The organism is Edaphobacter modestus, assembly GCF_004217555.1.
GTDB classification, from domain to species: Bacteria; Acidobacteriota; Terriglobia; order Terriglobales; family Acidobacteriaceae; genus Edaphobacter; species Edaphobacter modestus.
The window spans coordinates 3,627,589-3,654,361 of sequence record NZ_SHKW01000001.1 but is presented as its reverse complement, the minus strand read 5'-3'; the positions used below and the strand labels follow the sequence as shown (position 1 = coordinate 3,654,361).

The 26,773-nt window shown below is 56.9% G+C and carries 19 protein-coding genes and 1 pseudogene; 9 read left to right on the top strand and 11 right to left on the bottom strand.

Annotation, left to right across the window (positions count from 1 at the left end; translation table 11 throughout):
* Window positions 1–127: 127 nt before the first annotated feature.
* The 4 genes from BDD14_RS15560 to mnmE all read right to left on the bottom strand — a co-directional run bounded on the left by BDD14_RS15560 (window position 128) and on the right by mnmE (window position 3,203).
* Window positions 128–451 carry a hypothetical protein gene (locus tag BDD14_RS15560; protein WP_130419604.1) on the bottom strand — a complete coding sequence of 108 codons (324 nt, stop codon included), beginning with the start codon at window positions 449–451 and terminating at the stop codon, window positions 128–130.
* An 11-nt stretch (window positions 452–462) separates the two neighbouring features.
* Window positions 463–978 (bottom strand): tyrosine-type recombinase/integrase, encoded by a 516-nt coding sequence (locus BDD14_RS32430; protein ID WP_278045526.1) that lies wholly within the window; start codon window positions 976–978, stop codon window positions 463–465.
* Between the two features lie 7 nt (window positions 979–985).
* Window positions 986–1,636, bottom strand: a complete 651-nt coding sequence (locus BDD14_RS32425) for a tyrosine-type recombinase/integrase (RefSeq protein WP_207231753.1) — start codon at window positions 1,634–1,636, stop codon at window positions 986–988.
* A gap of 184 nt (window positions 1,637–1,820) precedes the next feature.
* Window positions 1,821–3,203 carry a tRNA uridine-5-carboxymethylaminomethyl(34) synthesis GTPase MnmE gene (gene mnmE, locus BDD14_RS15550; protein ID WP_130419603.1) on the bottom strand — a complete coding sequence of 461 codons (1,383 nt, stop codon included), beginning with the start codon at window positions 3,201–3,203 and terminating at the stop codon, window positions 1,821–1,823.
* A 179-nt stretch (window positions 3,204–3,382) separates the two neighbouring features.
* Between mnmE and BDD14_RS15545 the strand changes: the two genes are divergently transcribed.
* Complete coding sequence (locus BDD14_RS15545) at window positions 3,383–4,474, top strand: glycoside hydrolase family 88/105 protein (RefSeq protein WP_130419602.1); 1,092 nt, start codon at window positions 3,383–3,385, stop codon at window positions 4,472–4,474.
* A 69-nt stretch (window positions 4,475–4,543) separates the two neighbouring features.
* Here the strand turns inward: BDD14_RS15545 and BDD14_RS15540 are convergent, their stop codons facing one another.
* The 3 genes from BDD14_RS15540 to BDD14_RS15530 all read right to left on the bottom strand — a co-directional run bounded on the left by BDD14_RS15540 (window position 4,544) and on the right by BDD14_RS15530 (window position 13,390).
* Entirely contained in the window at window positions 4,544–6,001 is a 1,458-nt protein-coding gene (locus BDD14_RS15540) for an energy transducer TonB (protein ID WP_165420099.1), read from the bottom strand.
* 379 nt (window positions 6,002–6,380) lie between these two features.
* The gene (locus BDD14_RS15535; RefSeq protein WP_130419600.1) at window positions 6,381–9,791 is read right to left on the bottom strand and encodes a TonB-dependent receptor; all 3,411 of its coding nucleotides are present in this window, start codon (window positions 9,789–9,791) and stop codon (window positions 6,381–6,383) included.
* A 239-nt stretch (window positions 9,792–10,030) separates the two neighbouring features.
* Window positions 10,031–13,390 (bottom strand): TonB-dependent receptor, encoded by a 3,360-nt coding sequence (locus BDD14_RS15530; RefSeq protein ID WP_130419599.1) that lies wholly within the window; start codon window positions 13,388–13,390, stop codon window positions 10,031–10,033.
* A gap of 301 nt (window positions 13,391–13,691) precedes the next feature.
* Between BDD14_RS15530 and obgE the strand changes: the two genes are divergently transcribed.
* Window positions 13,692–14,792, top strand: coding sequence for a GTPase ObgE (obgE, locus tag BDD14_RS15525; protein WP_130419598.1), 1,101 nt, complete (start codon window positions 13,692–13,694; stop codon window positions 14,790–14,792).
* 184 nt (window positions 14,793–14,976) lie between these two features.
* On the opposite strand, the gene BDD14_RS15520 is transcribed toward obgE, so the two are convergent.
* Entirely contained in the window at window positions 14,977–17,502 is a 2,526-nt protein-coding gene (locus BDD14_RS15520; protein WP_130419597.1) for an ABC transporter permease, read from the bottom strand.
* Window positions 17,503–17,705: 203 nt separating this feature from the next.
* On the opposite strand from BDD14_RS15520, the gene BDD14_RS15515 reads away from it, so the two are divergent.
* The 4 genes from BDD14_RS15515 to rsfS all read left to right on the top strand — a co-directional run bounded on the left by BDD14_RS15515 (window position 17,706) and on the right by rsfS (window position 20,636).
* Window positions 17,706–18,605 carry an alpha/beta hydrolase family protein gene (locus BDD14_RS15515; protein ID WP_130419596.1) on the top strand — a complete coding sequence of 300 codons (900 nt, stop codon included), beginning with the start codon at window positions 17,706–17,708 and terminating at the stop codon, window positions 18,603–18,605.
* A gap of 236 nt (window positions 18,606–18,841) precedes the next feature.
* Window positions 18,842–19,357 carry a hypothetical protein gene (locus tag BDD14_RS15510; protein ID WP_130419595.1) on the top strand — a complete coding sequence of 172 codons (516 nt, stop codon included), beginning with the start codon at window positions 18,842–18,844 and terminating at the stop codon, window positions 19,355–19,357.
* Between the two features lie 34 nt (window positions 19,358–19,391).
* Window positions 19,392–20,021: a nicotinate-nucleotide adenylyltransferase gene (nadD, locus tag BDD14_RS15505; RefSeq protein WP_130419594.1), complete on the top strand. Its 630-nt coding sequence runs from the start codon at window positions 19,392–19,394 to the stop codon at window positions 20,019–20,021.
* A gap of 78 nt (window positions 20,022–20,099) precedes the next feature.
* Entirely contained in the window at window positions 20,100–20,636 is a 537-nt protein-coding gene (gene rsfS / locus BDD14_RS15500; RefSeq protein WP_130419593.1) for a ribosome silencing factor, read from the top strand.
* A gap of 73 nt (window positions 20,637–20,709) precedes the next feature.
* Here rsfS and BDD14_RS15495 read toward each other — a convergent pair whose 3' ends face one another.
* Window positions 20,710–24,351 carry a TonB-dependent receptor gene (locus BDD14_RS15495; RefSeq protein WP_165420098.1) on the bottom strand — a complete coding sequence of 1,214 codons (3,642 nt, stop codon included), beginning with the start codon at window positions 24,349–24,351 and terminating at the stop codon, window positions 20,710–20,712.
* A gap of 265 nt (window positions 24,352–24,616) precedes the next feature.
* Here BDD14_RS15495 and BDD14_RS34520 point away from each other — a divergent pair, with 265 nt between their 5' ends.
* From BDD14_RS34520 to BDD14_RS33735, 3 genes are read left to right on the top strand one after another with little or no spacing between them, the layout of a single operon-like run.
* Entirely contained in the window at window positions 24,617–25,060 is a 444-nt protein-coding gene (locus tag BDD14_RS34520; RefSeq protein WP_130419591.1) for a 23S rRNA (pseudouridine(1915)-N(3))-methyltransferase RlmH, read from the top strand.
* Entirely contained in the window at window positions 25,029–25,328 is a 300-nt protein-coding gene (locus BDD14_RS33740) for a cob(I)yrinic acid a,c-diamide adenosyltransferase (RefSeq protein WP_278045484.1), read from the top strand. The genes BDD14_RS34520 and BDD14_RS33740 overlap by 32 nt, the downstream gene beginning before the upstream one ends.
* 2 nt (window positions 25,329–25,330) lie before the next feature.
* Window positions 25,331–25,648 carry a cob(I)yrinic acid a,c-diamide adenosyltransferase gene (locus tag BDD14_RS33735; RefSeq protein ID WP_278045525.1) on the top strand — a complete coding sequence of 106 codons (318 nt, stop codon included), beginning with the start codon at window positions 25,331–25,333 and terminating at the stop codon, window positions 25,646–25,648.
* Window positions 25,649–25,877: 229 nt separating this feature from the next.
* Here BDD14_RS33735 and BDD14_RS34515 read toward each other — a convergent pair whose 3' ends face one another.
* Together BDD14_RS34515 and BDD14_RS34510 are read right to left on the bottom strand one after the other, a co-directional pair.
* Window positions 25,878–26,126, bottom strand: coding sequence for an energy transducer TonB (locus BDD14_RS34515; protein WP_423201799.1), 249 nt, complete (start codon window positions 26,124–26,126; stop codon window positions 25,878–25,880).
* A gap of 304 nt (window positions 26,127–26,430) precedes the next feature.
* Window positions 26,431–26,676, bottom strand: a pseudogene (locus BDD14_RS34510) (BlaI/MecI/CopY family transcriptional regulator).
* Window positions 26,677–26,773 lie beyond the last annotated feature (97 nt).

Genomic DNA, 26,773 nt, shown 5'->3' with positions numbered 1-26,773 from the left:
CACCCGAACGAGTCTTTCAATTTCTTTGGCAAGGGTTATCTCGGTATCCTCGTACTCTTCAAAAACTGGACGATCGACAAGAACCAATTTATCGGCATATCCGCTATGTGCGAGCCATTCAAGAAGATCACCATAGAAGATGAAGGCGATGCTTCTGAATTTTTCTTGTCAGCTGCGCCCGAAGCTTCGCTTCTTGCTTTTCATGCTGAGTTGATGAAAGACCCCAGGCGTTTAGCTTACTGAGGGGATACCGCCCGCGCTGGTGGAGATCGGCAACCATAAGCGATGCTGCACGGGGGATACTCAGATAAAGGACACCGAAGTGAGGCAAGTCCGGATAGGGCTCTGACAAAAACTCCCACCGATAGCTGGGACCTTCCGGCCGTTCAAGTTCGGAAGCATCTTGTTGGTCATTTAGCCACTCGGGCAGATTGAGATCCATATCGCTCATGAGGGATTTCCTTAGTGGTGAAGTGGGACGTTCAGACTTGAGATGTAATCAGCCCATGACTGCAGCATTGCTTTGCGCTGGTCTGCGTATTTGGCCCTGTTGTATACGCCACGCACACCACCAACGGAGTGATTAAGTGCCTTTTCGACAACATCCGAGGAAAGCCCCTGTTCCTGCAGGATCGTAGATCCTGTGCGCCGTAGGTCATGAATCGTGAACGGCGGGATTGGAAAGCTCATTGCACCCATCGCTTGGTTTAGGGCGTTCGATGCGAATGGCTTGGTAAGACTGCCGCGACCAGGGAGAACCAGCTCGGAGTCACCAGCCAGATGACGCAACTCCTGGAACATCTCCCGGACCTGCAGCGAGAGGTACACGATGTGCGGCTGGCCCGTCTTCGACTGTTCCTCAGGTATCACCCACTCCCCAGTTTCGAGATGCACGTTGATCCATCGAGCATGCATCAATTCCGATTTACGAACCAACGTAAGAAGAATGATGTTGAGTGCGAGTTTGCCGCCGGATATTGCTTCGCTACACGATTTGAAGGTAAGTCTTCAGCTCTTCCGGTGTCAGGGAGCGGGTCCGTGGCCGCGCTCTCGTGATGAAGCGCATGGGAGTGGCGTGTGTCGGGTTTACAGTGATGACGGCACAAACGATGGCGTAGTCGAAGATGCGCTTGAGGAGGTTTCTCAACTGCGCGGCGGCCGACTCGAAACGATTGTCGCGTTTCCGAAAGACGAGCCGCTGCACGTCTTGAGCGGTAATGTCTCTCCGAGACAAGTCACCAAACGCAGGATAAATCTCCTTCTCCAGGTATCGACGAAGTTGCTTGGTGTCCTTCCGGTCTCGTTCGATTACCTCCTTGAAGTAGCGCTCACTGAAATCACGAAGGGAAGTGGCATTCGCCAAAGCAAACTTTTCCAGTTGCTTTTGTCTCGCAGGTGACTCGCCATCGTGGACTGCCTTAGCAAACTCATCGCGCTTTAGCCTCGCAGCCTTGAAGCTTACCATCGGGTACTTGCCGAGCGAGACCTTCTCGGTCTTCCCCTTGAACTGATACCTGTATCGCCACGAAGCGCTACCAGTCGGCATCACTTCCAAAGCCAGCCCTCGACCATCACTCACGACATATCGGATGTCGCGCGGCTTCAAGGCCTTGATTTGAAGTTCCGTCAGCGGCATCTTGTCTCCAGTTTGTCCACTGTTGCCAAATGTCTTGTCCACACATAACGAGCGTACAACTGCTGTGGACAATTACAAATGCGGCTCCGCATGGACCGGCCTGGACGGGGTTGGATGAAAAACTACCGTATTTATTGATTATTTCTGATTTGGCAAACTAGCCTAGAGTTGTAGGGAATCGCTCTTATTTGCCGATGCAGAAGCTGGAAAAGATCCGATGCAGAATATCGTCGGCTGTGGTCGCTCCGGTCAATCGATCGAGGCCGCCAAGAGCCTCATACAAGTCAACGAGAAGTACCTCGTGAGGAAGGGCAGCCAGGGTAGCTTCACGTGCACGTTGCAGAGACACCAGTGCCTCTGTCACCGCCTGTCTCTGCCGCAGATTCGTCACCAGTGCTGTCTCTTGCGAAGATGCGCCTTTCGTTGCCGTCCGCAGGATCGCTCTTCGTAAATCCTCGATTCCCTCTCCTGTTACGGCCGAGGTTCGCACCACGAGGGCTTGTTCTTGAAGAGAAAGGTCTGCCACACCCAGATCGAGCTTGTTTGCGGCGACGACCAGGGGCCTATCGACGATAGCGCTAATGGTTTTTATGTCTTCGGGATGGAGCTGCGAGGCTCCATCAACAACAATAAGCACAAGATCCGCCTCAGCCATCGCCTCACGCGACTTCGTGATCCCGATCGTCTCGGCCTCATCGGTCGTCTCCCGCAGACCCGCCGTGTCGATCAGCTCCAGCGGGACACCTTCGATGGAGACGCGCTCGGTTACAAGGTCGCGCGTCGTTCCCGGCGTTGCCGTCACGATAGCGCGGTCTCGCTCGACAAGTCTATTAAATAGGGAGGACTTGCCCACGTTAGGTCTTCCCACAATTGCCAGACGCATCCCGTCGTGGATCAGCCGGCCATATCCAAAGCAGCGCTCAAGTTCTCGCAGCGGTGCTTCAACCTCCTGAAGACGCGACGAGATCTCGGTGGTGGGCATCGTATCGATGTCGTCTTCGGCGAAGTCCACGCCCGCCTCAAGACCCGCGATCAGCGCAATCAGTCGTTCCTTTACGGGAGCGATCTTTCGCGACAGGGCGCCCCCCATCTGCTGCGCTGCAACGCGGGCCTGATGCAGCGTCGACGCATCGATCAGATCGCGCACCGCCTCTGCCTGCGTAAGATCCAGTCGGCCGGAAAGAAACGCGCGTTCGGTGAACTCTCCGGGTTCGGCGAGGCGCGCCCCTGACTCCATGGCGCGTTCGAGCGCATAGTTCAACAGAACGGGTGAGCCATGCATCGCAATCTCGACGACATCTTCCGAGGTATAAGAATGCGGGGCGACAAAGAAGGTTACAACCACCTCATCCAGGGTCTCCTGGGTTGCAGGGTCTATCACATAGCCGAAGCGGGCTCTTCCCGCCTCCAACGGGCGCGCCAGGCGCACCAAACCCTCCGCGATCACGCGAGAGAGACCGCCTGAAAGACGAATGACACCGATGCCACCTCGCCCCGGAGGCGTCGAAATGGCAACAATCGTATCCGCCTGGATACCGGCTTCCGTGGGCTCGTCGCTCCCGGCCATGCTGTTGTTCATAAAGAAAAGTATGGCAGACCGGGCTTGATGTCTGGAGCACAAGACAAAGCAAGGGAGGTCTGGTGATTTTCAAAAGATAAAATATTTCTGTCTGATATAGGCAGCGATATGCGCCGATGTTTAGAATGGCCCCGACGGAAATCATGATGTACGGAAGGAATAAAGGGATGCCCCTGAAAGGTGTATTTACTGGATTTCTGCTTCTTTGTTCTCTGGCAGCGACAGCCGGCGCTCAGGAGAGCTATTTCACCAACTGGCCAGCCGGGACCAGTCCGCAGGAAGTCGGCAAGCATCTGGCCGATCACTTCGTCACCAGCCCCCACCAGTACACCAAAACCATTCATTACTCCGAGGTTTGCACCTGGTACGGCGCGCTGCAGTTCGCAGAGCTCACGCACGACACGGCTCTGCGCGATCAGTTGGTCAAGAAGTTTGAACCATTGATGCCTGGCGGTGCCGAAGCTGAGCGGCGGCCGGTTCGGCGCCACGTCGACGATTCCATCTTTGGAGTCGTGCCGCTCGAGATTGCGCGCCAGACCAAGGATGACAAGTTTCTTACTGAGGGTAAGTGGTGGGCCGATCGTCAATGGGAGAATCCCCAGCCGGATGGTCTCTCGGCTGAAACGCGCTTCTGGATCGACGATATGTACATGCTCACCATGCTGCAACTTGAGGCGTACCGCGCGACTGGCGACAAGAAGTATCTCGATCGCGACGCGAAAGAGATGGTTGCTTATCTCGATAAGCTGCAACAGCCGAACGGCCTCTTCTATCACGCACCTGACGTGAAGTACTTCTGGGGACGTGGAGACGGATGGGTTGCCGCCGGCATGGCCGAGGTTCTCGCCGAACTGCCTGAGAATCATCCCGACCGGGCACGCATTATGAAGGGCTACACGCTGATGATGAGCTCTCTGCTCAAGTACCAGGGAAAAGATGGTATGTGGCGTCAGCTGATCGATAAAGACGATGCGTGGCCCGAGAGCTCCAGTTCCGCCATGTTCGCTTTTGGCATGATCACCGGTGTCAAACATGGATGGCTGGATGCAAAGACCTATGGTCCAGCAGCCCGCAAGGCGTGGATCGCGGTCGTTGGCTATGTCGACCAGAACTATGACGTTACGCAGGTATGCGAGGGAACCGGCAAAAGGGATTCACTCGAATACTACTATCAGCGCAAGCGTCGTACCGGCGACTTCCATGGCCAGGCACCGGTTCTTTGGACCGCAGACGCCCTGATACGTGAGGGAGTTAAATAAAGAGCGCAGTGATTGAAGAAGAGCTCCCAAAAATGGGAGCTCTTCTTCTTTGCGGCTAAGGTCTTCCGGTTATCGCTCCGGTAGCTTGAATACGACACGAACCTGGGTTGCCGCTTCTACGGCACGCCCGTTGAGAAGGTAGGGTTTATATCTCCACTTCATCACTGCTTCTTCGGCCGCAACGCGCAAGTGTGGATCTCCCGAGATAGCTCGCGCATACTCTACGGCACCTGATCTTGAGATCATCGCCTCCACTACAACCGGCCCTTCAATGCCCATTGCTTTCGCGGTCTCCGGGTAGACCGGTACCCGCGAGGTTACAAGATTTGCTTCCATCGTCGAAGCTGGGACCCTGACCAGATCTCTCCTATCCAATGGCGTCTCCACACGAGGCGCTCGCGAGGCGCTCGACGGGGAATGCGCACTAACGGCCGGGGAAAGTTTTTGTTGGGGCTTAGTCGCCGCAGGCCGCGGTACAGGCGCACTCCTCGACCGCGTGGCGGATGAGTTCCTCGTTGGCGGACGATTTGGAGCGGGAGCTGCACGTTCCGGTTGCGAGGCTTGCGGGGTTGGCTGAGTCGCAGTTTTCGATGGTGGCGCGGTTAGCTCGTGGATCTCCTGGCGGACAAGGCCAAGCTTCTCCCTGGTAGCGGCTCCATACCGATCTATCAGATCCTTACCATATCCTCGACTCAACGCGAGCCACCCGGTACCTAACATTACGACTAACACCACGACGACTGCCGCGCGAATCGTTAAGCTTTCGTGATGCGACTCCGCATAAGCGGCTAGCGGTACAACGATCGAAGGATCGTCATCTGTGTCCTCGGAGAGTGCAAATCCACGACGGGAGAGGCTGCCGACTGGCCGTGGTTCGAAGACTTCCGGCTCCGTCGGAGGCGAGTGCGAAGCGATCCCACTTCTTCCATGCGCCTTCTCAGTGTTCGCTGTTGCATGAATCGCCGGCTCCTCGACCAATGCCGGCCTCCGCTCTTCGAAGGGCACCTCGTGTTCTATCGACGCCCCCTTCGCCAATCCCGGGGGAGGAACAATAATCGGTTTGGTCTCTTCAACCGTGTCTTCTTCTCTTTGCTCCTTGATCTCGCTTACTTCCGCGTTCTCGTTCGCGCGCCCCGTAGTCTGCTCGATTGCGGCCAGGTGATCCTGTAACTGACGGCTCGTTTCTTCCAAACGAAGCAGGGCCTCTGCAATCGTCCGCTGCGTTTTAGAAACCTCGGGAGGAGCAGTTCTTCGTTGTGTGGTCTGCCATGGCTCCCTGCGCTGTTCATCGGAAGCCCATATTCTTTCGCGCTCCTCTTCATCAGAAGTGAGGGTATCTCCTGGCTCCGAGATCGGGTCAGGCAGAACCGGCGCATCTACATCCACGCCTGCGAGCATCGCTTTCAACTCCGCCGCTGCGCCTTTCTCGGTTTGCGGCAAAGTCGCTGGTGTTATGCCCGAAGCCCCTTCGACGAGCGCCTCGAGCATCTCGTCATCGCTCAGTGTTCCCCGTTCGCGGACACTCATATCTCCCGCCATCGCCCAAAAATCCATTGCGAAATGGCGGTTCTCTCTAAGACTCGTGACAAGGTCAGTCAGATTTCTCCGCTCACCGAAAGGAATTCGATGCATGTCACACAGTGACCTGAATTTCTTAACAGCCTGGGCGTGCTTTTCCATCTCTTGCAAATCGATCATCATCCTTCGATTCCATCCTCTGGAAGTCCATCGAACACGCACACCACCCCGTTCAATTGGATGCAGTTGATAACGTGGATAGCCTACTCAGAACGCAATGAATCGATCTCGCTGGATTAGAAGGAGATATCATCCACAATATTTTGCTAAGTCAGATGTCTGTGGAAATTTCGAACTGCAAACTACTGCGCAAATCGCGCACTCAGGATTAGAAATCGAGACGTAGCCCCATCTGTATCTGTCGCTCTCTCGAACTGTTAGCGGTAGATGCCGTATAAGTCCCGAAGGGAAGAACGCTCAATCCCTCGGCCGCGATACTGTTTGCATCCTGAAAGATTAGAGGTGTAACTCCGGTTGCGCTCGGCGTTCCGACCAGAAACGCCCTCTGCTGCACCCCGGTGTAACTCACATGATTCGCCAGATTGAATGCTTCTACGCTGGCTCGCACCCGCACACGTTCCCCGGCGCGTAGAACGCGGGTCAGTCTCACATCCAGGCGATCCGTATCGGGGAGACGCAGGGTATTTCTCCCAATGGTTGGAAGATAGACGGCTCCTCCCGAGCCATTGATACTCTCGCGACCTCCCGTAAGACGTGTGCCGCCGAAGATCTCGTAACTGTAAGGTCTGCCGCTTGTCTCATAGAAGATGCCGGAGAGAGCCCATCCATTGGCCGCATAAGCCAGCCACCGCTCTGTAGTATGCAGTCTTGGCTCCCACATGGCGCTCGCAACGATCTTGTGAGGAAAATTCAATCGCGACAGACCCTTGTCGTACTGGACGGTAAAGGGGTCGAACCGAGAATTGCTTTGAGGAGTAGCTCCTGCATTCTGTCCCTGATCGATCGCCTTCGACCACGTCCACGCGACACGAAACTCCAGGCCCCTGCGATTCCTCCTGCGCGCTTCCAGCGTCAGCGCGTTGTAGCTCGCGCTAATGTCGGAGGTCACTGCGGTTACGGGACCGTAGTTGCCGCTGACTCGTGACGTATAGACAGGGATGACAAATAGCTCGCCATCCTGAACTCCTGCCGAACCTGTACCTCCCTGAATCTGAAGAGCCCGCGATTCAACCGACGGCGCGATATTAATATCGACTGCTCCCGAAAGTTGACGGTCGATGTTAACCAGATAGGTCGCGCTCGCAATCACGCCGGAACCCAAGCCTCGTTCCACCGCCACACTCCCCTGCTGAATCATCGGTGTCCGGAACGTTCTGCTGAAAACCGTTGCGGAGCTTGTGGAAGTGACTGCGGAAGGCGGAGCCGCTACGTAGGTGCACACATATCCAAAGCCCTGGTTGGCAACCTGTGGACAGGGCGTAATTGTGTTGGGAGTAATGCTGACATGGGTCGCGGACGTTGATTGCGCCGTGTTGACGAGAGCACTCTGCACGGTTGCCCCCAGAATGCGGCCATAATAGACGCCATACCCTATGCGCACAACTCCCTTCCGTTCGCCAAAGGGGGCCCAGGAGGCTCCAATGCGAGGTCCGAAGTTGTTTCTGTCCTCGGGCAGAATGCTCGTCGCGCCGCGCTCGCCGAAGATGGCATCGAGCGCGGCGTTTGGCTTCTGCGGAAGAGGCAACAGTTCGTATTCGTAACGCAGACCTGCGTTCAGGGTAAGACCCGGTCTCAGCCGCCATGTATCCTCGACAAAACCTGCCCACTCCTGCGTGCGGAACGCCACCTGCTGTTGGCCGAAACTCTGAGTGAAGGATCGAAAGCAGAAGTTATGGATTGCGGAGAAGATCGAGGGGCATCCGCCATTCGGATAGGCATGGACATTGAAGGTGTAATCCGTAATCCAGTCCACCAACCCGCCTGCATGTCCATTGGTTGTGCCACTGTCGTAATGAAATGTCCCCACGGTGTTATTCAGTGCGCTGATATTGTCGTGCACAAAGCTCGTATCCACGCCGGCCTGCAGAAGATGGTGTCCGAACGCCCAGTTCACTGTATCGACGACCTGTACTTTGGTTTCGTCGGGATACGCGAAACGCCCTACCCCCGCGGGCGTTCCAAACGTCAGCCCATCCGGCCCAATCGCTATCTCCGGAGCATAGCCTCCCGGACCGATGGCAGGCTCCTGCGGCAGCGGCGTCTGTGCCTGCTCGTACTGCAGATCTCGACCGTAGGCGAAACGCACTTCATTGCTGAGATGCGCTGAGGCTGTCCACGTCCATCGCGCAACTGCGGTATCGATCTTTCCGTAGCCACTGCCCAGGCTGGCGGCACCGCGGTCGACGACAGGAGCTCCAAGAAGCCCCTCGGGAGAAGCGGAGCGCATCCGGTTGTACTGCGCACTGATTCGGTTTCGCGCCGCCAGCTGCCAATCCAGCTTGCCAAAGTTGATCGTCTGGTCATCTCGACGATCGACCTTGCCCGTAAGGCTGCTGAGATAATTCAGCGCTGCATTTACCTTCGATGGGGTGACACCCCGGTTCGCAAGCAGCGCACTTTGCATCGCAGTCAAACGATAAAAGTTTGGATCACTGGGAGCACCGATGGCTGGAAAACCTCGCCGCTGTTGATCGAAGGCATAGAAATAGAAAATCTTGTTGCGGACGAGCGCGCCTCCCACCGTTCCGCCAAACTGCTGACGAAGATCGTGCGGTTTTACGTACTCACTTGTCACCAAACCATCTTCATAGGTCGTAGCGATGGAGAAGGGATTCGTTGCGCCCCACGCACTCGATCGTGCCGTGTAAAAGCCCGTACCATGCAGATCGTTGGTTCCGCTCTTCGAGATCGTCGCTATGGAGCCGCCGGCCCCGTGGCCATAGATCGCCGAATAATTCTGCGTACTGACCCGAAACTCGCGAACCGCCTCCTGCGAAAACGTGTAGGCCGCACCCGCCCGCCGCCACGAAGCTGCGTTGCGACGAGCCCCGCCCAGCTCTCCCCCCGTCTGTTCGTGGATATTGCTGTCGACCGTACTTTCCATTCCCTTCGGAATCGCCTGAAAGCTCTGATCGTCCGAGACTCCATCGACGCTGGTATTGTTCTGCGTTACCGCGAGTCCGCGGAAGCTGAGCAGGTCATCATCCTGGCTGGACGCATTCGCAGCAGGAGTGAGCAGAGCAAAGCTCTGCCATCGCCTGCCGTTCACCGGCAGCGTTTCCATCTCAGATGGCCCAATCACGCTCGTAACCGCCATACCCGACGGCTGCTCGAGACGAGCGGCTCCAGTTTCCTCCGCTTGGTCGATGACGTTCACCGTTGTCTCGGCGCCCGCAATCTTCAAAAGGAAATCCAGCCCGGTGACCCCGCCTACCTCGACTGAAACCCGGTTGAGAAGGATGGATGCGAATCCCGGTGCCCTGGCTGTTACCGCGTAGATCCCTGCCTGTACATGCGAAAAGACGAAGCTCCCCTGCGGGTCGGACATGGTATTGAAGACAAGGTTGCGTCGATCATCTTCGATGCTGATCCTCGCGCCTGCCACGGCGGCGCCTGTGGTATCGAAAGCGGTCCCACGAACAACACCGTCTACAGAGGTCTGCGCCTGGAGAGATGGCAGCGATATCGCGAATATCGGAAGACTCAGCGCGATATGCCATATGCCCCACCTCGCGGCCCCGGTAGCACGAGGTTCCGCGAGCCCGACCCGATCGAACATGTCGTCTCCACCAATGGTCTGTCGGTTACTGCTCAGCACGACCACGGCATCGGACGCGTCGAAAACCGACCTCTCCCCAGCCGCAGATATCACCAGCAAAGCTGGTGCATGCCAGAACGTTGAGGAGACAGCCGAAGATTAACGAACTTTGCTGGTTTAAAGAAGTCCCTAAAGGATGTAGTCGTAAAAAGAAAGAGGCGGCAGCCGAAGCTGCCGCCTTTGTGAGCTGGAATGCAACACTAGAACTGCAGCCGCGCTCCAATCTGAATCTGCCGCGCAGCGAACTGGAAGTTGCTCGAGTTCGTCGACGTCACAGCGCCAAACTGAGATGCTTGCGTCGTTGGGGAGGTGTTGAAGGTCAACGTGTTACCAGTCGGCCTCGTGACTCCTGCAGTGGTGACAGTAGTGGTGCCCAGAGAGTAGCCCAGCGTATTCACGCCCGTCACGTTCTGATGGTTGGCGAGGTTGAAGGTCTCACCCAGCAGCTCCAGCTTCGCCCGCTCCGTAATGGAGAAGCGCTTGGAGATACGCAGGTCGAGGACGTTCGTCTTCGGTTGCGAGAAGGAGTTGCGTGCGATACCCGGAACGCGGAACGTGCCGTTCGATCCGTTGATGCCGCCTCCGATCCCGCTGAGGTTCGCGCCGCCCGGTGTCCCGTTAAATCCTGCCGAGATCGTTCCCGACGTCGTCATGTTGTAAGGAAGACCGCTCTGCAGAGCATAGGAGGGCGAGAGCTCCCAGTCGTTCGTCAGATAAGCCATCCAACCGGTCTTCTTCCAGGGGGAGGTGAGGACCGAGTTGATCACGAGGCGGTTGGGCACGTTCGAAATGGCGTTTCCGTACTCGGCACGCAGGTCCTGCGGATCGAGCAGGTTGTTCGCAGTGGTCGCTGTCTGGTTGTTAACGCCGTAGTCCAGCGCATGAGACCAGGTGTAGTTCGCGTTGAAAGAGAAGTGGTTGGAGAACCGGTGGCTGATCTGACCCACCAGGCCCTCATAGTCGGAGTTCGACCCGCTGAAGACATCCGTCAACGAGCCGTACTTGCAGTTCGGACGCTGGCTTGCGCAGGGAGAGCCGGCGGTGTTCGGAAGCCTGTTGTAGAACTTCGAGGTAAACACCGAGCCGTTGGCTAGCGGTCCTTTGCCCGAGGGATCCACAACCGTGTAGCTCACCGTGGTCGGCGTCGCCAGATTGATGTCGGTGAAGTTCGGCAGCCGGCGGCCATAGGCTCCCATCCAGGTTACGCCCGCTATCCAGTTGTGGCCCAGATCCTGCTCGACCGTGAGGTCGGCCTGGTGGATCTGAGGAGCTTTGAAGTTCGAGTCAAAGAAGACCACATTCGGCGAACCCGACAGAGCACCCGCATTCGCCGGAGGAATGACCTGCGGAAACACCGGAGCGCCGGTGGACGTGCGAGTGTACGAGACCGTGTACTGACCCGCGGCAACGCCGGTGTTGATCAGCGAGTTGTAGATCGTGCCGTTGAGGATGCGTGCGAAGAACTCGCCATAGCCTCCGCGAACGATCGTCTTACCCGTGCCGAAGACGTCATAGGCAAACCCGACGCGCGGCCCGATGTTGGTCTTGCTCGCCGGACGATTGCTCGTCTGCGGTATGTCCGGGTTCACCAGGTTCGCGAACGGCGTCGGTAGCTGCTCGTACTCCCAGCGCAGGCCGTAGGTGATCTTCAGTTGCCTCGTCACGGCCCAGTTGTCCTCCGCGAAGATGGCATAGTCTTTGGTCTGGAACTCCAGACCTGGCCTGCCAAAGCCCTGCACAAAGCTGGTGTAGTTCTTTGCGCTGTTGAGCGTCGCTGCATTCTGCGCAAGATAGAAGTCGGAGAAGTAGTCCGTCAGGTTGTTATAGTTGTAACTACCAAATCCTGTGAACAGATTATTGATGAGGTCGTTCGTGTGCAGGAAGTCCACGCCGAACTTGATGTTGTGCTTGCCGTAGATGTAGTTGGCCGTATCGGCAACCTGCCAGCGGCGTTCGTCAGGAAGCGCGGCGCGGTTGAGGAAGGTGGGCGTGCCGAAGGTGAAGAGGTTCGTGATGAACACGCTCGGCGGCGCACCCAGAGGATTGGCATACCCGCCGCCCGATGCCATCAGGTTGCTGGCCTCGTAAGGCGTCGGGGTCTGGCCGTACTCAAACTCGAAGTCGCGACCGTACTGGTACCGCACTTCGTTGCTCAGATGGTCGTTGATCGCCGACTGCAGCCTTGCAATCAGGAACGACACGCGTACATCGTCGTTGCCGAAGCTGCGGATGCCGTAGTTGTTGGTACTTGCGGTCTGAATGCCGGCCGGAGAGGTCCAGCGCAGGCGGTTGAACTCAAACGAAGCATGGTTGCGAGAGTTGACCTGCCAGTCGATCTTGGGGAAGAAGATGGTCTGGGTGCCCGTGCGCGGAACCGTTCCGAGCATCGAATTGAGACCGTTCACGCCATTAATGTAGTCCTGCGCGGCAGCGGTGTAGGTCGGGCGGTTGAGCCGCGTCTGCAGAGTGCAGGCGGCGGCATCGATCGTGCTAGGAGCAGCCCCGCCAGTTCCGTTGCAGGCCTTGCCAGCGGGCAAGACCGTGTCCGGCAACGTGTAGAGATTGAGAGGCGCCTGCGCGACGGCGACGGCAGGGAAGTTGTGGTCGAACCGGTCACCCGCAAAGAAGAAGAAGATCTTGTCCTTCCAGATGGGCCCGCTGATCGCGCCACCGTACTGCTTGCGCTTGTCGGTCGGCTTGATGTTGTTCGATACCACCTGGCCTGATGAGTTCACGGAGGTCAGCTTGGCGTATGGGTTGGATGCGCCCCAGTTGGCGTCACGATCATAGAAGTAGAGGTCGCCGTGGTACTGGTTGCCGCCGCTCTTGGTGACTGAGTTCACCACGCCGCCGGCGGCGCGACCGAACTCGCTCGAGTAGTTCGAGGTATTGACCTGAAACTCCTGAATCGAGGACTTCGCCGTCGAATAACCGGCGCGCGTGCGACCGCGTTCCTCAGAGAAGTAAGCCTGATTGTCGTCCGCGCCGTCGATAGTGACGTTATTCATCAGGGTGCTCTGACCCCGGAAGCTCAGGAGACCGAATCCGCTGGAGTCCACCACCACACCGGGGGTGAGCGCTGCATAAGCGGACCAGCGATAGTTGCTGACCGGAAGGTCCTGGAGGGTGCGCTGAGGGATCACGCTCGCAACCTCGGGAGAGACCGTATTCAGGTCCGGAGTCTCGCTCGTCACCTCAATCGTCTCCGTGGTGCTGCCCACGGTCAGCCTTGGCGAGATGTCCGTCAGCTGTCCAACCTGGACGATCACCTCCTTGGACTGATAGTTCTGGAAGCCTGCTGCGGAGACCTTCACCGTGAAGGCCGACGCCGGCAGGTGAACCAGACGAAAGAAACCTGAATCGTCCGCCGTCGTCGTCTTCTCCGCGTTTGTTGTGTTCGACCGAATCACGATGGTCGCATGCGGCACCGGCAGGCCCGAACTATCCACCACCGTACCGCCGATCGCTCCATCCGTTGCCGATTGCGCATGGCCGGAGAGGCAGACTCCGCCGAGCAGCGCCATTAACAAGGCATACCGCGTTAATTTTTTGATCTTCATTTGGGTCTCCTGAAAAACTGAACCGCTCGCGCCCAACAGGCGCCAGAATCGGGTCAAAGGTTCTTATTTGATAGATAGAAACAGACTTTTCAATCGCGATGAATCCTCGATGAACCACCCTTTATCGGAAGGGTACGGCCGGACCATCGATCAATGAATCGGTCCGGATCATGATGACTGAGTGCCCTCTTTAATCTCTATACTTTCGTATCCCTATAGAGGTCAGGGCGCACCCATGTACAACGGAACTGTCTGTGTATGTGTGTAGTCTATCCCGCGCCCTGTAAACTGAATGTGAAAAATGTTTATTGACGAAGCAAAAATCCGAATTAAGGCGGGCGACGGAGGCAACGGCTGCATGGCCTTCCGCCGCGAGAAGTTTGTCCCCCGAGGCGGTCCCTCCGGGGGCGATGGCGGCCATGGCGGCGACATCCTCATGACCTCATCCCTCAGCCACAACACCCTCGTCCACTTCCGGTTCAACCCGGAACACAAATCGGGACGGGGCGAGCATGGCATGGGTTCCAACATGTCCGGCCATGCCGGCGACCCATTACTGCTGCAGGTCCCCATCGGTACTCTCGTCTATGACGAGGACACCGGCGAGCTGGTCCACGACTTTACTCGTCCCAACGAAACCGTCGTGGTGGCCCGTGGCGGTCGCGGCGGTCGCGGCAACCAACACTTTGCTACCAGTACCCACCAGGCACCCCGCGAACACGAATTAGGTCGTCCCGGCGAAGAACGCCATCTGCGCCTGGAGCTTCGCCTGCTCGCCGATGCCGGCCTGGTGGGATATCCCAATGTCGGTAAATCGACCCTGATCTCCCGACTCTCTGCCGCCCGGCCCAAGATCGCCAACTACGCCTTCACCACCCTCGAGCCAAACCTGGGTGTGGTTAAGGTAGGCGACTGGCCCCACGAACAGTCCTTCACCATCGCCGATCTCCCGGGCTTGATCGAGGGCGCGCACCTCGGCGCTGGCCTCGGAGTCCAGTTCCTCAAGCACATTGAGCGAACCAGCGTCATCGTGCATCTCGTTGACGTCTCCGACGCGAGCGGACGCCCCGACCCGGTGGATGACTTCAAGGTCATCACGGCCGAGCTCGCCAGCTTCGACCCCGAGCTTCCCAAGCGGCCCACTCTCCTCGTGGCGTCGAAGGCCGACGTGGCCAACCCCGACAAGCTCAAGAAGCTCACCACATACGCCAAACGCCGCAAGATCCCCCTCTATACCATCTCCGCCGTGACCGGGGAGGGAATCGAGCCGCTCAAGTACGCTATCGCGGCAGCCGTCGCCCAATATCGTCCGGTCCGCATCGAAATCGAGTCCACCGCACCCGTGAAACTGAAACCCGCGTATCCTCCGCCCGCTGCTTCCGCACGTCGCAGCAAACGCTAAGCCGTCTTTCCGTTATCGCGCATCCTAGGACTCGCAGTGGGTACGACTAACGGCTCCACCGAGATCATGTGCCAGTGCGGCCACTCCGGCTGCCGTGGCGACGCCGCTAAAATCTAACCCTTCTGACAAGGGCGCGCGCTTCCCCCGACCAGCGCGCCCTCCCCGCTCTCAAGCGCAGCGGCCATCATTCGGCTCGCAACACCTCGGAAGGCTCGACCGCAGCCGCCTTCCGGGCCGGCAGCAAGGCTGCGACCACTGCCACTATCGCCACGAGTCCAACCGCAGCAGCCAACACATAAGGATCGGCCGGAGATACTTCGAACAACTGGCTCCGCAGCAGCCGCGCCAGCATCACCGAGAGCGGCAGCCCCACAACTACCCCCATGCTCGCCAGCCGCAGCACGTCGCTGAAAACCAACTGCGAAATCAGCCTTCTCGACGACCCCAGCGCCATGCGTATTCCGATCTCCTTCGTGCGCTGTCCTGTCGTATAGGCCATCACACCATACAATCCCACGCCGGCAAGCACCGTAGCCAGCGCGCCGAACGTCACCGCTAGCAGCTCGATCAGGCGCTCGTTTTCAAGATCCTGGTTCACCTGTTCGTCCATTGTGTGCAGGTCGTCGATCGCCAGCATCGGATCGACATCTGCTACCAGGCGCCGGATCGAGGCGAACATCGTCGCCGGTGCCACATGCGTCCTCACATAAAAGTAGACTGCCCTGCTCACTTCCGTGCCCGTCGCCTGCTCCAGCGGCTGAAACGTCGACGGATAAATCTCCGAGCGAATCCCTTGCTGATTGAAGTCCCTCACCACGCCCACAATCTCCGTATCGAAGACGGGATGCGACGCCGCTCCCTCGGCAAACCTCTGTCCGATGGCTTTTTCAGCCGAGCCGAAATATCTCTTCGCCAGCGTCTCGTTCACAACCGCAACCTTCGGATGGTTTGCGTTGTCGGCTTCCGTCAACCCGCGGCCTGCGATCAGCGGCACGCGAAGCGTCTCGAAGAAGCTGGGGCTGATGTTCGTCTTGTATATGTTGATGTCTTCTTCAGGCCCGGCCTTGTAACCGGCAAAGCTTACATTGCCGCTATGGCCCTGGTGTGCGAGTTGCGGACTGTTCGCCGCACCCACCGCCTCCACTCCTGCAATCGCACCAAGGTCGTCGAGCATCCTCAGCCGCAGCGCCGGAATCCTCTCTGCGTCATACCCCGCCAATCGCGGCGCCAGGCTAAAACCCACAAGATGGTCGGTCTTATACCCCACGTTGAACGAGCGAAGTTGCTGCATCGTCCGCACAAACAGTCCCGCACCTACCAGCAGCAACAGGCTCAGACCAATCTGCGCTGCCACCACCATCCGGCGGAAGCCGAGCATTCCCCTGGCGCCTGTCGAAGCCTGTGTCCGAAGCGCCTGCATAAGGTCCGGCCGCAGCATCTGCAGCGCCGGCGCAAGGCTGAAGAAGATGCTGACGCCAATCGCAATGGCAAAGTTGAATAGCAGCAGCCGCATATCCATCGACGCCGTGAACGGTCCCATCCAGTTGTCCGCTCCCATACGTTGGACCAGCACCCGAATCGCCGTTGGAGCCAGCAGCATTCCTACCAGCCCGCCACCCACCCCGATCAGCAGACCCTCCAACAGGAGCTGTTGCATAATGCGTCCCGCACGTGCGCCCAACGCATACCGCAGCGAAAACTCCCGGACCCGCGCCGCCGAACGCACCAGCAGCAGGCTCGCCACATTCACCGCCGCAATTAGAAGCACCAGGAACGCCATCCCCATCACGGCAATCAGCGGTGTCTGATACTGCTCACGGTTGTAGGAGAAGCCTCTCGCCGCAGGCTGCACTTTCAAGCGGCTATTCGTCAGGAACGAATCCGTGAACCGCTTTGAGGCTGTTCCCAGCGCCTTCAGTTCGTCGGCCCGAAGCGCATGCCAGAGGGGTGCGCTCATCGCCTCTGCCTGCTGTGTCGTTACACCGGGCTTCAGCCGCCCGATGATGTTCATCCAGCGATCGGTATGGTCCGCCAGACGTCTTCCTTGCCCCGGAATCACCTGGTCGATCATCGCCATCGGAACAAACAGCGCGGGACTCTCCCCCCACACCCCGCTGCGAAATCCTGACGCGGCAACTCCTACTACTTTGAACGGATGCCCGTTCAGCGAGATGCTCTGATTTACCACCGATACATCGGAGTTCATGTGAACACGCCAATAATCGAAGCTGACGACGACTACGGGGGCTGCATCCTTCTGCTGGTCCTCTGTCTGTGTGAACACTCGTCCCAATGCGGGCTTTACTCCCAGCATGGAGAAGTAGTTCCCACTCACCACCTCCGCCTCGGCAAACTCCGACATATTGCCGCGCGTTAGGCCGACGGTCGTCTTTGAAGTTGCCACCAGCGCCTCGAAGGCCGCATGCTTGTCTCTCAGGTCGCGATACATGGGATAGGAGAAATACGACTCCACGCCTCCGCCATGGTTGCTCGTATGACCCCGCCACGCATCGCCCGTACCCTGCAGATAGACGAGGGTCTGGGGATCGCGCACCGGTAGCGACCGCAAGAGCGCCTGGTCCAGCAGAGAGAAGATCGCCGTATTGGCGCCCACACCCAACGCCAACGTGAGCACCCCCGTCAGCGCAAAGACAGGGGAACGCCGCAACTGCCGCAATGCATATCGAAGGTCGCTAAGAATGTTCTGCATGACTGGTTAGCCTCAACACGCAGGATTTGTCTCCTGTTCGAGGAGCAGTTTTATCTCCATTCCAGGATGCAGATTTTCAGTGGCTTAGCGACCTCCATAGCCGTTGCATTGTCCATATCCACAAAGCACCGTCCGGAAACGAACACCCGAAGATTCAGTAACTTCATGGCTTCCGGTCGCAGCTTTCGCTTTACAATCGCCGCATGCCCACCTACAGGTTTGCTGCCGCAGCGCTTCTCTGCGTCTCTCTTGGCCTGTCAGCGCAGATTCCCTCCGCCCTTGCGACCGACCCTGCGTCCGATAAAGCAAGCCCGGCTTCCATGCAGTCCTTCCAGCTCCCCAGCCATGGAGAGGTGCTGAACGCCTTCGTCTACGTCGCCGCTGGTGCCACACGCCACCCGGTAGTCGTCCTGCTGCATGGCTTTCCCGGCAACGAGCGCAATCTAGATCTCGCTCAAACTCTTCGCCGGGCCGGCTATGATGTTCTCTACCTCGACTATCGCGGCTCCTGGGGATCGCCCGGAAATTTCTCCTTCAGCAACAGCATCGAGGATGTGCTCTCTGCCATCGCCTACATGCGCGAGGCGGGGAATGCCGCAAGGCTTCATGCCGACCCAAAGAAGATTGTCCTCATCGGCCACAGCATGGGTGGCTTCCTCGCGCTCAACGCCGCAGCCCTCGATCCCGCCGTCAGCGCCGTCATCAGCATCTCAGCCGCCGACCTAAGCACCGGTCTGGTAGCTTCCGTTCCTGCGGGTAACCGTGACACCGCCATCAAAGGCATCGCCGCCGGTCTCGCCTCGCAAGGAATGGCCCCTCTGGTCGGCTGCACCCCCGAAGGTCTCGCGCAAGAGGTCTTCGCCAACGCCGCGAAGTGGAACTTTGTGGCTATCGCGTCTAAACTCGCTACGCGCCCGGTGCTCGTTATCACCTCCGACGACGGATTGGCCCGGCCGAGCGATCAGCTCGTCACCACGTTGCGGAAACTCGGCGATACGCAGGTGCAAAGCTTGCATTTCGCAACCGACCACTCTTACTCAGATCACCGCATCGCCTTACAGGAAGCGATCCTCAAGAGTCTCGACTCGATCCATTTGCATTGACGATCCAGCCCGGCTTGTCTGCCGCCGTACCCTTCTCCATGCTCACCTCGATGATTGAGGGAAGACAATGTCACGAATAACTCGCCTGTTCGGGAATTCTGTGATCAGGACGGTCGTGTAAAGACAACCTCCAGCAGATTTCCCGCAGCAAACGGAGTGACCTATCGGGTTCGTATCCAACGCAAACAACGCCGGCTCATCACCTCACTGCGTTACCCTTACCAGGAGGCCCTCCTATGAACCATCGTCACACTTTTCTTTTTGCTCTGCTCGCTCTACTGCTGGGTTCCACTGCTCTCCATGGCCAGATCGCCGTCTACGCCGGTTTCAGTGGAGCTCCGATCGGAGGAGTCCAAGGTGCGAACTGGGCCTATGGTCCACTCGTCGGGGTCTATAAGCAAACGGGACACGCAGCAAGTACTATCAGTATCGGAGGCGATCTCCGCGGATCGTTCCTCACACGCGACAACTTCCATTACTACACCGGAGCTGTCGGCCCTCGCCTCGCGTTCAAGGCGCCTATTCTTCCTTTTAGGCCTTATATAGAGGGCCTTGTCGGAGTTGGAAATGTGCAGCACGGAAACGGTACCGGCTCAAACACGAACTTCAACTACCAAGTGCTCGCCGGACTCGACACAACCATCTTTCCGCACATCGATTGGCGAATGGTGGAGTTCGATTACAGCGTCGTGCCCGGGCAGTCAGTAAACGCCAAAATTTTTAGCACGGGCCTGGTACTGCGCATCTGGTAAGCGTCCTCTTAGCCTCTGTGATAGCGTGAGCGGCATGCGTGTAGCTCTCTTCGGTGGCACCTTCGATCCACCCCACCGCGGTCATCTCGGCATTGCCAGGGCAGCCGCGGACGCTTTTCAACTAAGCTCCGTGCTGTTCGCGCCTGTCGGCTTGCAACCCCTGAAAGATGGTCGAACCACGACTCCGTTCGCCGATCGATTTGCGATGGTCGAGCTGACCTGCGGTGCCGATCCTCGTTTCCAGGTCTCGGCAATCGATGCACCACGCGCGGACGGAAGCCCTAACTACACGGTCGATACCCTCGCGACGCTGCACAGTCAGATGCCGGAGGCGGTGATATTCAGCCTGGTTGGAGCAGACAGCTTCCTTTCCTTGCGACAGTGGCGTGAGTCGCGACGTCTGCTCGCACTTGCCGAATGGATCGTGGTCAGCAGACCGGGTTCTCCCCTCGGCAATCTTGCCTCCCTGGGACTCATGGAAGAAGAACGCAAACGGATTCACCTGATCGAAAGCGTCCATGACGAGGTCTCCGCAACCGAGCTGCGCCATCGGCTTGCAGACGGGGATCCTTGCCGCAATCTGATTGCTCCGGCAGTCGCAGGCTATATCCACGACCACGGCCTCTATCGCCGTCCCGCACCCAACGACTATACCAAGCCGTAATAAGGTCTCTTTTGAGGCACGGTTGGCAAAAGTGGCATCCATAAGCGCGACCGACTACCATTGAGACCAAGGAGCCGCATGTCATCAATAGAAAGCAATCAGCTACTGCTTGCCGCCGCCGCGGCCGCTGAAGACAAAAAAGCCGAAGAGATCCGCATCCTCGCGCTCGACCCTGCCGAGAGCGGACTGGCGGACTACTTCCTGATCTGCAATGGAACCAACGACCGCCAGAACGTCGCCATCTCCGACGAGATCGAAATACGCCTCAAGCGCGAGTTCGGCGTCTACCCGAACGCCGTAGAGGGCCGGCGTCAGTCCGAGTGGATCCTGATGGACTACGTCGACTTCATCGTTCACGTCTTTTCGCCGGAGAAGAGGGCTTTTTACGGCCTCGAACGCCTGCGGAAGTCCGCCACAACACTCAGTGTCGACGACATCAACGCCGACCTGAAAGCCCAGATCGCGGCCACCCGCAAGATATCCGCGAAGGCGGCGAAGAAGACCGCACCCAAGAAGGCAGTAAAGAGTTCCGCCGTGAAGAAAAGCGTAAAACGTGCAAAGGCAAAGCCAACAAAGAAGTTGGTCACTAGTAAAACGACGAAGAAAAAGAAATAGAACTAAAGAAAAATAAAAGTAGGGAAGCTTATGCTTCCCTACTTTTTATTTTATTCGCCTCTTGCCGAGGCGATTAGAACTCCAGCCGGAGAGAGAATTGCCCCACGCGAGGACCTACAGCAGTAATCATTGAAGTAATTGCGCCAAAGGTGCTGGAGTTGATGTCAGAGTTCGCCGCAGTTGGGGTGTTGAAGACTGGGTGGTTTAGCACGTTGAAGAAATCTGCCCGAAACTGCAATCTTAGTTTTTCAGGAACAAGAGCGAACGTCTTACCTAACCCTGCGTCAAAGGTGAGGACCGACGGTCCACGAAGATTATTTCGGCTTCCAATCTGAAAGCCGACAGGTCCGGTGAAAGAGCCTTGAGCCTTTGCCTGGTCGCCGAAGAGCTGAAGCTGGCCACTTGAAGTCTTGTGGAGTTTAGCCGATACAGCAGCGGTATCGCCATTGAAGATTGCGGGAGCATTGTTCGCGTAGCCTGCCACGTATGCGGAAGTTCTGGTTGCCCAAGGAAGGCCGCTTCGCCATTGAGGGATTCCAGATAACTGCCATCCGCCGATAAGCTCGTCCAGCCACACAGGAGCATTCGCTCCGTAGCTCCTATGTCTGCCAAACGGAAGGTCGTAGACAAAGTTTCCGTTGATCACGTGCGTGATATCAAAATCCGAGTTGCCTCGGCAGACCCGCAGGTTTCGGGCGTCGCAGATAAAGCCCACACCAAGACTCGATGCGATCGAATTGGCTATAAGCGAGGTGTTATCGACAGAATGCGACCAGGTATAGTTCACGTCGAACTGCAACCCGTGGGATGTGTTCTTCGTAAGGGTCACCAGAACGCCGTTGTACGCGGACGATCCCTTGTTGGTGATGAACGTGTTCTCGGCGAACTGCGAAGCCATTCCTACGTTTGAATTAATCAGGCCGAAGGATGCCAGCTGTTGAATGAAATCGGTGAAATCGCCCAGCTGAATATACGAGCCAAAAGTATCAACAAGCAGGGCCGTATTGCTGTCGTAACCGTTGGCTACACCCACCCCCGGAGCAACGACATGCTCAAACCACGGTTGGATCTTTGCTGTTGTGTAATCTGCTCCTGCCCGAAGCTCTTGCGTTGTGTTGGCAAAGGCAGTTGACATTAACTGACCAGAAGCCTTGTCCGGAAAATCCAGGAGCTGCGAAGAATCAGCCTGGGCAATCAGGCGACGACCAAGCCTGCCTACGTAGTTCATCTTCAGAATGAAGCTCTGGGGGAACTGGTGCTGCATCCCGAACGTATACATAATCGAATATGGATCTTTCAGGTGTGGGTCCACAGCCGTGTTGAACTGGCTTGTTGCCAACCCGAACGGCGTTCCTCCATCTACAAAGGGAGTAAAGGGCTTACTGATCGCAGGCGCTGTGGGTGGGGCAGGAATGGCAAGGTTCGCTCCCAGGCGCGGATCCGTTCTTAGAGAGTTGACCGGACCACCACTGCCATAAAGGGTGGATGCGGAGTTCTGAAACAAGTAGGAGCTTTGATCCTGGACGAAGTTGACCGCATTGATGACCGTTCGGTCGTAGATGATCCCCGCGCCGCCGTTGAACACCGTCTGCCTGTCCCAGCTTGGGCTATAGGTAAATCCGAAATGCGGAGCGAAGTCCTTATAGTTTGGGGAATACAAATTGGGGCCGTGGTTCGCCTTTCCCCCGAGTTGGTAAACAAAGAACGGCACCGAACTATCACCCGATGCCCCAGCCGCACTCTGTGCCATACGCTCTGCAAAATATTGGTCGAAGCCCATATTTTGAACTGACTCGAGACCCTGCGCCTCAAATGGAACCGAGTAGAACTGGTAGCGCAGGCCGTAGTCCAGGGTCAGGTTGGGAGTAATCCTCCAGTTGTCTCCAACGTAAAGCTCGGTTTGGTAAAAGCGATAGGCTCGCACCGCACCGCTACCCTGAGCTCTTACGTTGCCCTGGTTGTCATAGTTATAGTTGCTGTCAATCTCTCCGACGCGCCCAAGAGCAAGGGCAAACGCACTGTCATAAGTCGTAACACCAGTCGTTCCCGCAGTCCGGATATCCGAAGGACGAAGACTCGCGTTGAGCTGAGATACATTTCCGCCAAGACCGATTTTGGCAGTATTGAAATCGCCTACCAGCTGACTATTTGTTTTGGGAAACTTGAAGCTGCCACCGAAGATCAATTGATGACTTCCGATCGTCCAGTTGAACGCGTCGGAAAACTGTGGGTTCGGGACCCTGCGGTTCTGTGAGGACTGATCCGAGTACGGACCATCTAGAAGGGACCCCGCAGATTGAGCGCCGAAGGTGTATTCGTTCGTTCCTACTGGATTGAAGGTCGTCGGGAAGTTGTACTTGCTGATGTTATCCCCATACTGGAACGAGTTCACCTTATTTGAACCGATCTGCCAGGTGTGGCCGATCACGTAGGCATAGCTTCGATCTACGAAAGGATGGGTAACGGGATCGGTTGGAAATTGCACCAACGTCTGTGTGGAATTGCGCCGATTGATCGTAAATCGCCCCCAGACAGACTGGTGAGTCGTCAGGTTGTAGTCGATTCTTCCAACGTAATTCACAGAATTGTCCGGCGTCGGCGTCGTAAATCGGAACAGTCCAGTATTGATACCATCCCCACCAGTCAGATCATTTGCGCGCGGGTAGCGGTCGTTGAATGTCTGCTGAACGACCGGGCTGAAACCGATGCCCGCAGGATCCATCGCCTTGACTTGGGTTGGATTGAGGGATCCGATGCAAGCCGGGATAGTATTTTGCCGGCTGGTTGCCGCGCAGCCGTTCAGAATATACGATACGTTCCCGTTGCGGTACGAATCCAACGGCACCACACGTGAAGTGTTCTGAGACTGGGCAATCCGTTGATCGTAGAAGTTGAAAAAGAAGAAAAGCTTGTTCTTTAGGACGGGTCCGCCGATGTTTCCGCCGAACTGGTTTCGAATCAGAGCCGCCCGCGGAACTCCGGCATTATTAAGGAACCAGTCGTTCGCAACCGTGGATGTGTCGCGGTGATATTCATTAAGGTTCCCATGAAACTGGTTCGACCCGCTCTTGGTTACTAACTGGAACTGACCGCCGCTTCCAGATCCGCTGTTCGCGCGTTGACCACCAGTAACTCCGCGAAACTCCTGAATAGAATCTACAGGCGCTCCGCCGATAATCTGAAAGTTTGACGTCCCTGCGCCCGTCGTTGCCGACTGGCCGGCAGCGATATCGTTTACGTCGAGACCATCAAGTGTCGTCGTGCTTTGGTCGACCCTGGCACCGGTCACCGCTCCTCCGGCGACACCAGGCTGCAGATTGAAGAGTACCTGCGGACTGTTCCGCAATTGAACTGGTAGATCGTTCACCATCTTCATATCGAAGTTGTTACCGATGGTCGCGTCCACAGTATTCAATGTGACGTTTGAGCTTCCTCCAGAAACCTCAATCTGATCTGAAGCTGAACCCACCCGTAACACCACGTCCTGGGTTCGGGTATTCGCCACCTGGAGATACAGATCAACCGCAGTGAACGTACTGAATCCATTTAGGTTGTAAGTTGCCTTATATCCGGGGCCTGGTGCCACGTTCGCAAACCGATAAATGCCTTGCTGATCGGTTTTTGCCTCATAACTCACCGTCGTTTTAGTGTTAACCAGCGTCACGCTCACGTCTGGGAGAACCGCTCCGGACGAATCTGTTACTACACCAGTCATCGAGGCAATATCTTGAGCCATCAGCAGAACAGGGGATAAGAAAACAAACATTAAGACTAGGATTTTGGCAAGGCGTGACATAAACGTCTGCTCCGGGTTTCTGTGTAGTTCTTGGCTTTGCTTGATTTCCGTATCATTCTTGGTTTGCACGGGAATGAAGGAGGTAATGCAATTTAGTTACCATAGTTTTCAAGCTCTTAACAGCGTTTTTGGTCGAATTTCGGTGCCCTCCCTTTAAGCCGAATATTGATTTTCATAGGAGAAGGTGTTGAATCTTGTTTTTTGTAGAACTGGTAGAGCTCGACAAGACTCCGCCTGGAGTTTTCTTACAGCCTCTTACCTCCAACGCCTGCGTTCGTACGCCTCCGTCAAAGAAGAGATCTTTCTAACGGAAGAACGCTTTCTTTCCGCTTTGGAGCGACGAGCACACGGTTTCTACCTCTTCCTCCTTGATCAACGGGGCAAACAACTCAGTTCTGCTCAGTTCGCACAGCAGTTGAGATCGCTAGAGGAAGCTGGACACCATGAGCTTATCTTCTGTATTGGGCCTGCGGATGGCTTCTCTGACTCTACCCGTAGTCGAGCCAACTTTCTTCTCTCTTTTGGACCTATGACTCTTCCTCATCAGATGGCAGCCCTACTGCTCGCCGAGCAGCTCTACCGCGCATTTACCATCCTTGCAGGTCATCCTTATCACTCCGGCCACTAGGGGTCATCGCCATCTATCCTGTCTGCAGGCCGAAACCTCCCGTCGCGGACTCATCCTGATCAACACCGGACCCGGTAAAGGCAAAACCACCGCCGCACTCGGAACCGCCCTGCGCGCTGCCGGCAACGGTATGCGCGTCCTTATCCTTCAGTTCCTCAAGGGCTCCTGGCACTACGGAGAGCTTGACGCCATCGAAGCTCTCGGCCGGGTCCTTGGCACACCGGACGACCCCACCATCGTCATCCGTCAGATGGGCGGGGCTTCGTAAAGATCGGTGGCGCCGAGACCGACCCCGCTGACCTTCGCCTTGTCGAGGAAGCATGGGCCGATGCCGCCGACGCCATCCTCTCTGGCGATTCGGACCTGATCGTTCTCAACGAGATCAACTACGCCATCGGCTACAAAATGCTCGACCCGGAGAAGGTCGCCGGGATCCTGCGGCAGAAGCCCGAGATGGTGCACGTCATCCTCACCGGCCGTAACGCGCACCCTGCCCTGGTAGAACTCGCCGATACCGTCACCGAGATGCGCGAGGTCAAACACGCCTACCAGAAGGCAATCCTCGCTCAGCGCGGCATCGAGTTCTAATCTGCGGAGAGCACGCAACAGAAGCGACGATCCGGCCACAAGAACATCCGAGCATCTGAGAAGGGATGCAAGCCGGCGATGAAGACCCTTGAAACGATTCGAGCTGCAGATTCACCTCTGATGCCCATCGCTGCGGAGGGGGCCCGCATCGGCACGCAACTACGGCTCGGGGGCGCATCAGTCATTCTGCTACAAACGGTCTCGACCACACTGCAGTGCATGGCGTGGGCTACCGTTGCAGCAGCCCAACGCTGTTTATAACGTAAGACTCGCATTTCTCAGTAATACGCGTATCTAACCTCAACCTTGAGTACTTTGGAGACTGCCTACCGTCACTCAAGGCCGGTTTGAATTGATATTTCCGTACGGCTTCGATCGCGTTCAGGTCGTAGTTTGCTCTAAAATTTTTCACAATATGAACGTCTTTCGGCACAGCCTGTTCATCGACGGTCAATCCAACATGGCAGCTTCCATTTATACGGTTCTCCTTGACACTGCAGGATATTGAACAGGTTCGTCGTGAATAAGCACAGGCATCGTCTGACCCGCTGTCTTGTCGGTACCGTTGTTTTTCGCGATGTGCTCAGCCCCGTCTGCTCCAGCCTCCATACGCAGCGTAAGTGCCGAAGCCCACGTGGCCGCACCAATGGCTATGCGAGTTCGCAACACACGAGACCGTCCATAGTTCTAGAGCGCTCGCTCCCCGCCTCCCTCTTCCTCCATCCGCTTCGTCAGTCGCGCAAACGTCGTCGTATCCATCTGCTTGCTCTTGATCAGGCTCATTACCAGCTCCTCGCTAGAACCCCAAACATGCGATCCACAAGATCTCGAACTGCGTGGCTCACCGCCTTCGACTCGGAGACCGTGGCACTGTATTCATAAGCACGGCCACGCAGTCTTCGTTTCAACTTGCCCTTGCGCTCCAGAATGTTCAGCACCCTCTGGACTGTTGCGTAGGCCAGCTGCTACTCCAAACCTTCCTGCACCGCGCTCACACTACTCGCACCCTGCCTCCAGATAACCTGCATGATTTGCAGTTCCAACTTTGTCCATACTCCTTTTCTCTCCGTCCCACACCTGATCTTCTAAGCAGTTAGGACATTAAGTCCGGATCGCACAAATCTG

Excerpts from the sequence above, each read along its gene's own strand:
- rsfS (WP_130419593.1), top strand. The coding sequence starts at position 20,100 with ATGTCATCAATAGAAAGCAATCAGCTACTGCTTGCCGCCGCCGCGGCC.
- BDD14_RS32425 (WP_207231753.1), bottom strand. The coding sequence starts at position 1,636 with ATGCCGCTGACGGAACTTCAAATCAAGGCCTTGAAGCCGCGCGACATC.
- BDD14_RS15545 (WP_130419602.1), top strand. The coding sequence starts at position 3,383 with ATGCCCCTGAAAGGTGTATTTACTGGATTTCTGCTTCTTTGTTCTCTG.
- BDD14_RS15495 (WP_165420098.1), bottom strand. The coding sequence starts at position 24,351 with ATGACTGGTGTAGTAACAGATTCGTCCGGAGCGGTTCTCCCAGACGTG.
- BDD14_RS15515 (WP_130419596.1), top strand. The coding sequence starts at position 17,706 with ATGCCCACCTACAGGTTTGCTGCCGCAGCGCTTCTCTGCGTCTCTCTT.
- nadD (WP_130419594.1), top strand. The coding sequence starts at position 19,392 with ATGCGTGTAGCTCTCTTCGGTGGCACCTTCGATCCACCCCACCGCGGT.
- BDD14_RS15535 (WP_130419600.1), bottom strand. The coding sequence starts at position 9,791 with ATGTTCGATCGGGTCGGGCTCGCGGAACCTCGTGCTACCGGGGCCGCG.
- BDD14_RS15540 (WP_165420099.1), bottom strand. The coding sequence starts at position 6,001 with ATGAGTGTCCGCGAACGGGGAACACTGAGCGATGACGAGATGCTCGAG.
- obgE (WP_130419598.1), top strand. The coding sequence starts at position 13,692 with ATGTTTATTGACGAAGCAAAAATCCGAATTAAGGCGGGCGACGGAGGC.
- BDD14_RS15530 (WP_130419599.1), bottom strand. The coding sequence starts at position 13,390 with ATGAAGATCAAAAAATTAACGCGGTATGCCTTGTTAATGGCGCTGCTC.
- BDD14_RS15510 (WP_130419595.1), top strand. The coding sequence starts at position 18,842 with ATGAACCATCGTCACACTTTTCTTTTTGCTCTGCTCGCTCTACTGCTG.
- BDD14_RS15560 (WP_130419604.1), bottom strand. The coding sequence starts at position 451 with ATGAGCGATATGGATCTCAATCTGCCCGAGTGGCTAAATGACCAACAA.
- mnmE (WP_130419603.1), bottom strand. The coding sequence starts at position 3,203 with ATGGCCGGGAGCGACGAGCCCACGGAAGCCGGTATCCAGGCGGATACG.
- BDD14_RS15520 (WP_130419597.1), bottom strand. The coding sequence starts at position 17,502 with ATGCAGAACATTCTTAGCGACCTTCGATATGCATTGCGGCAGTTGCGG.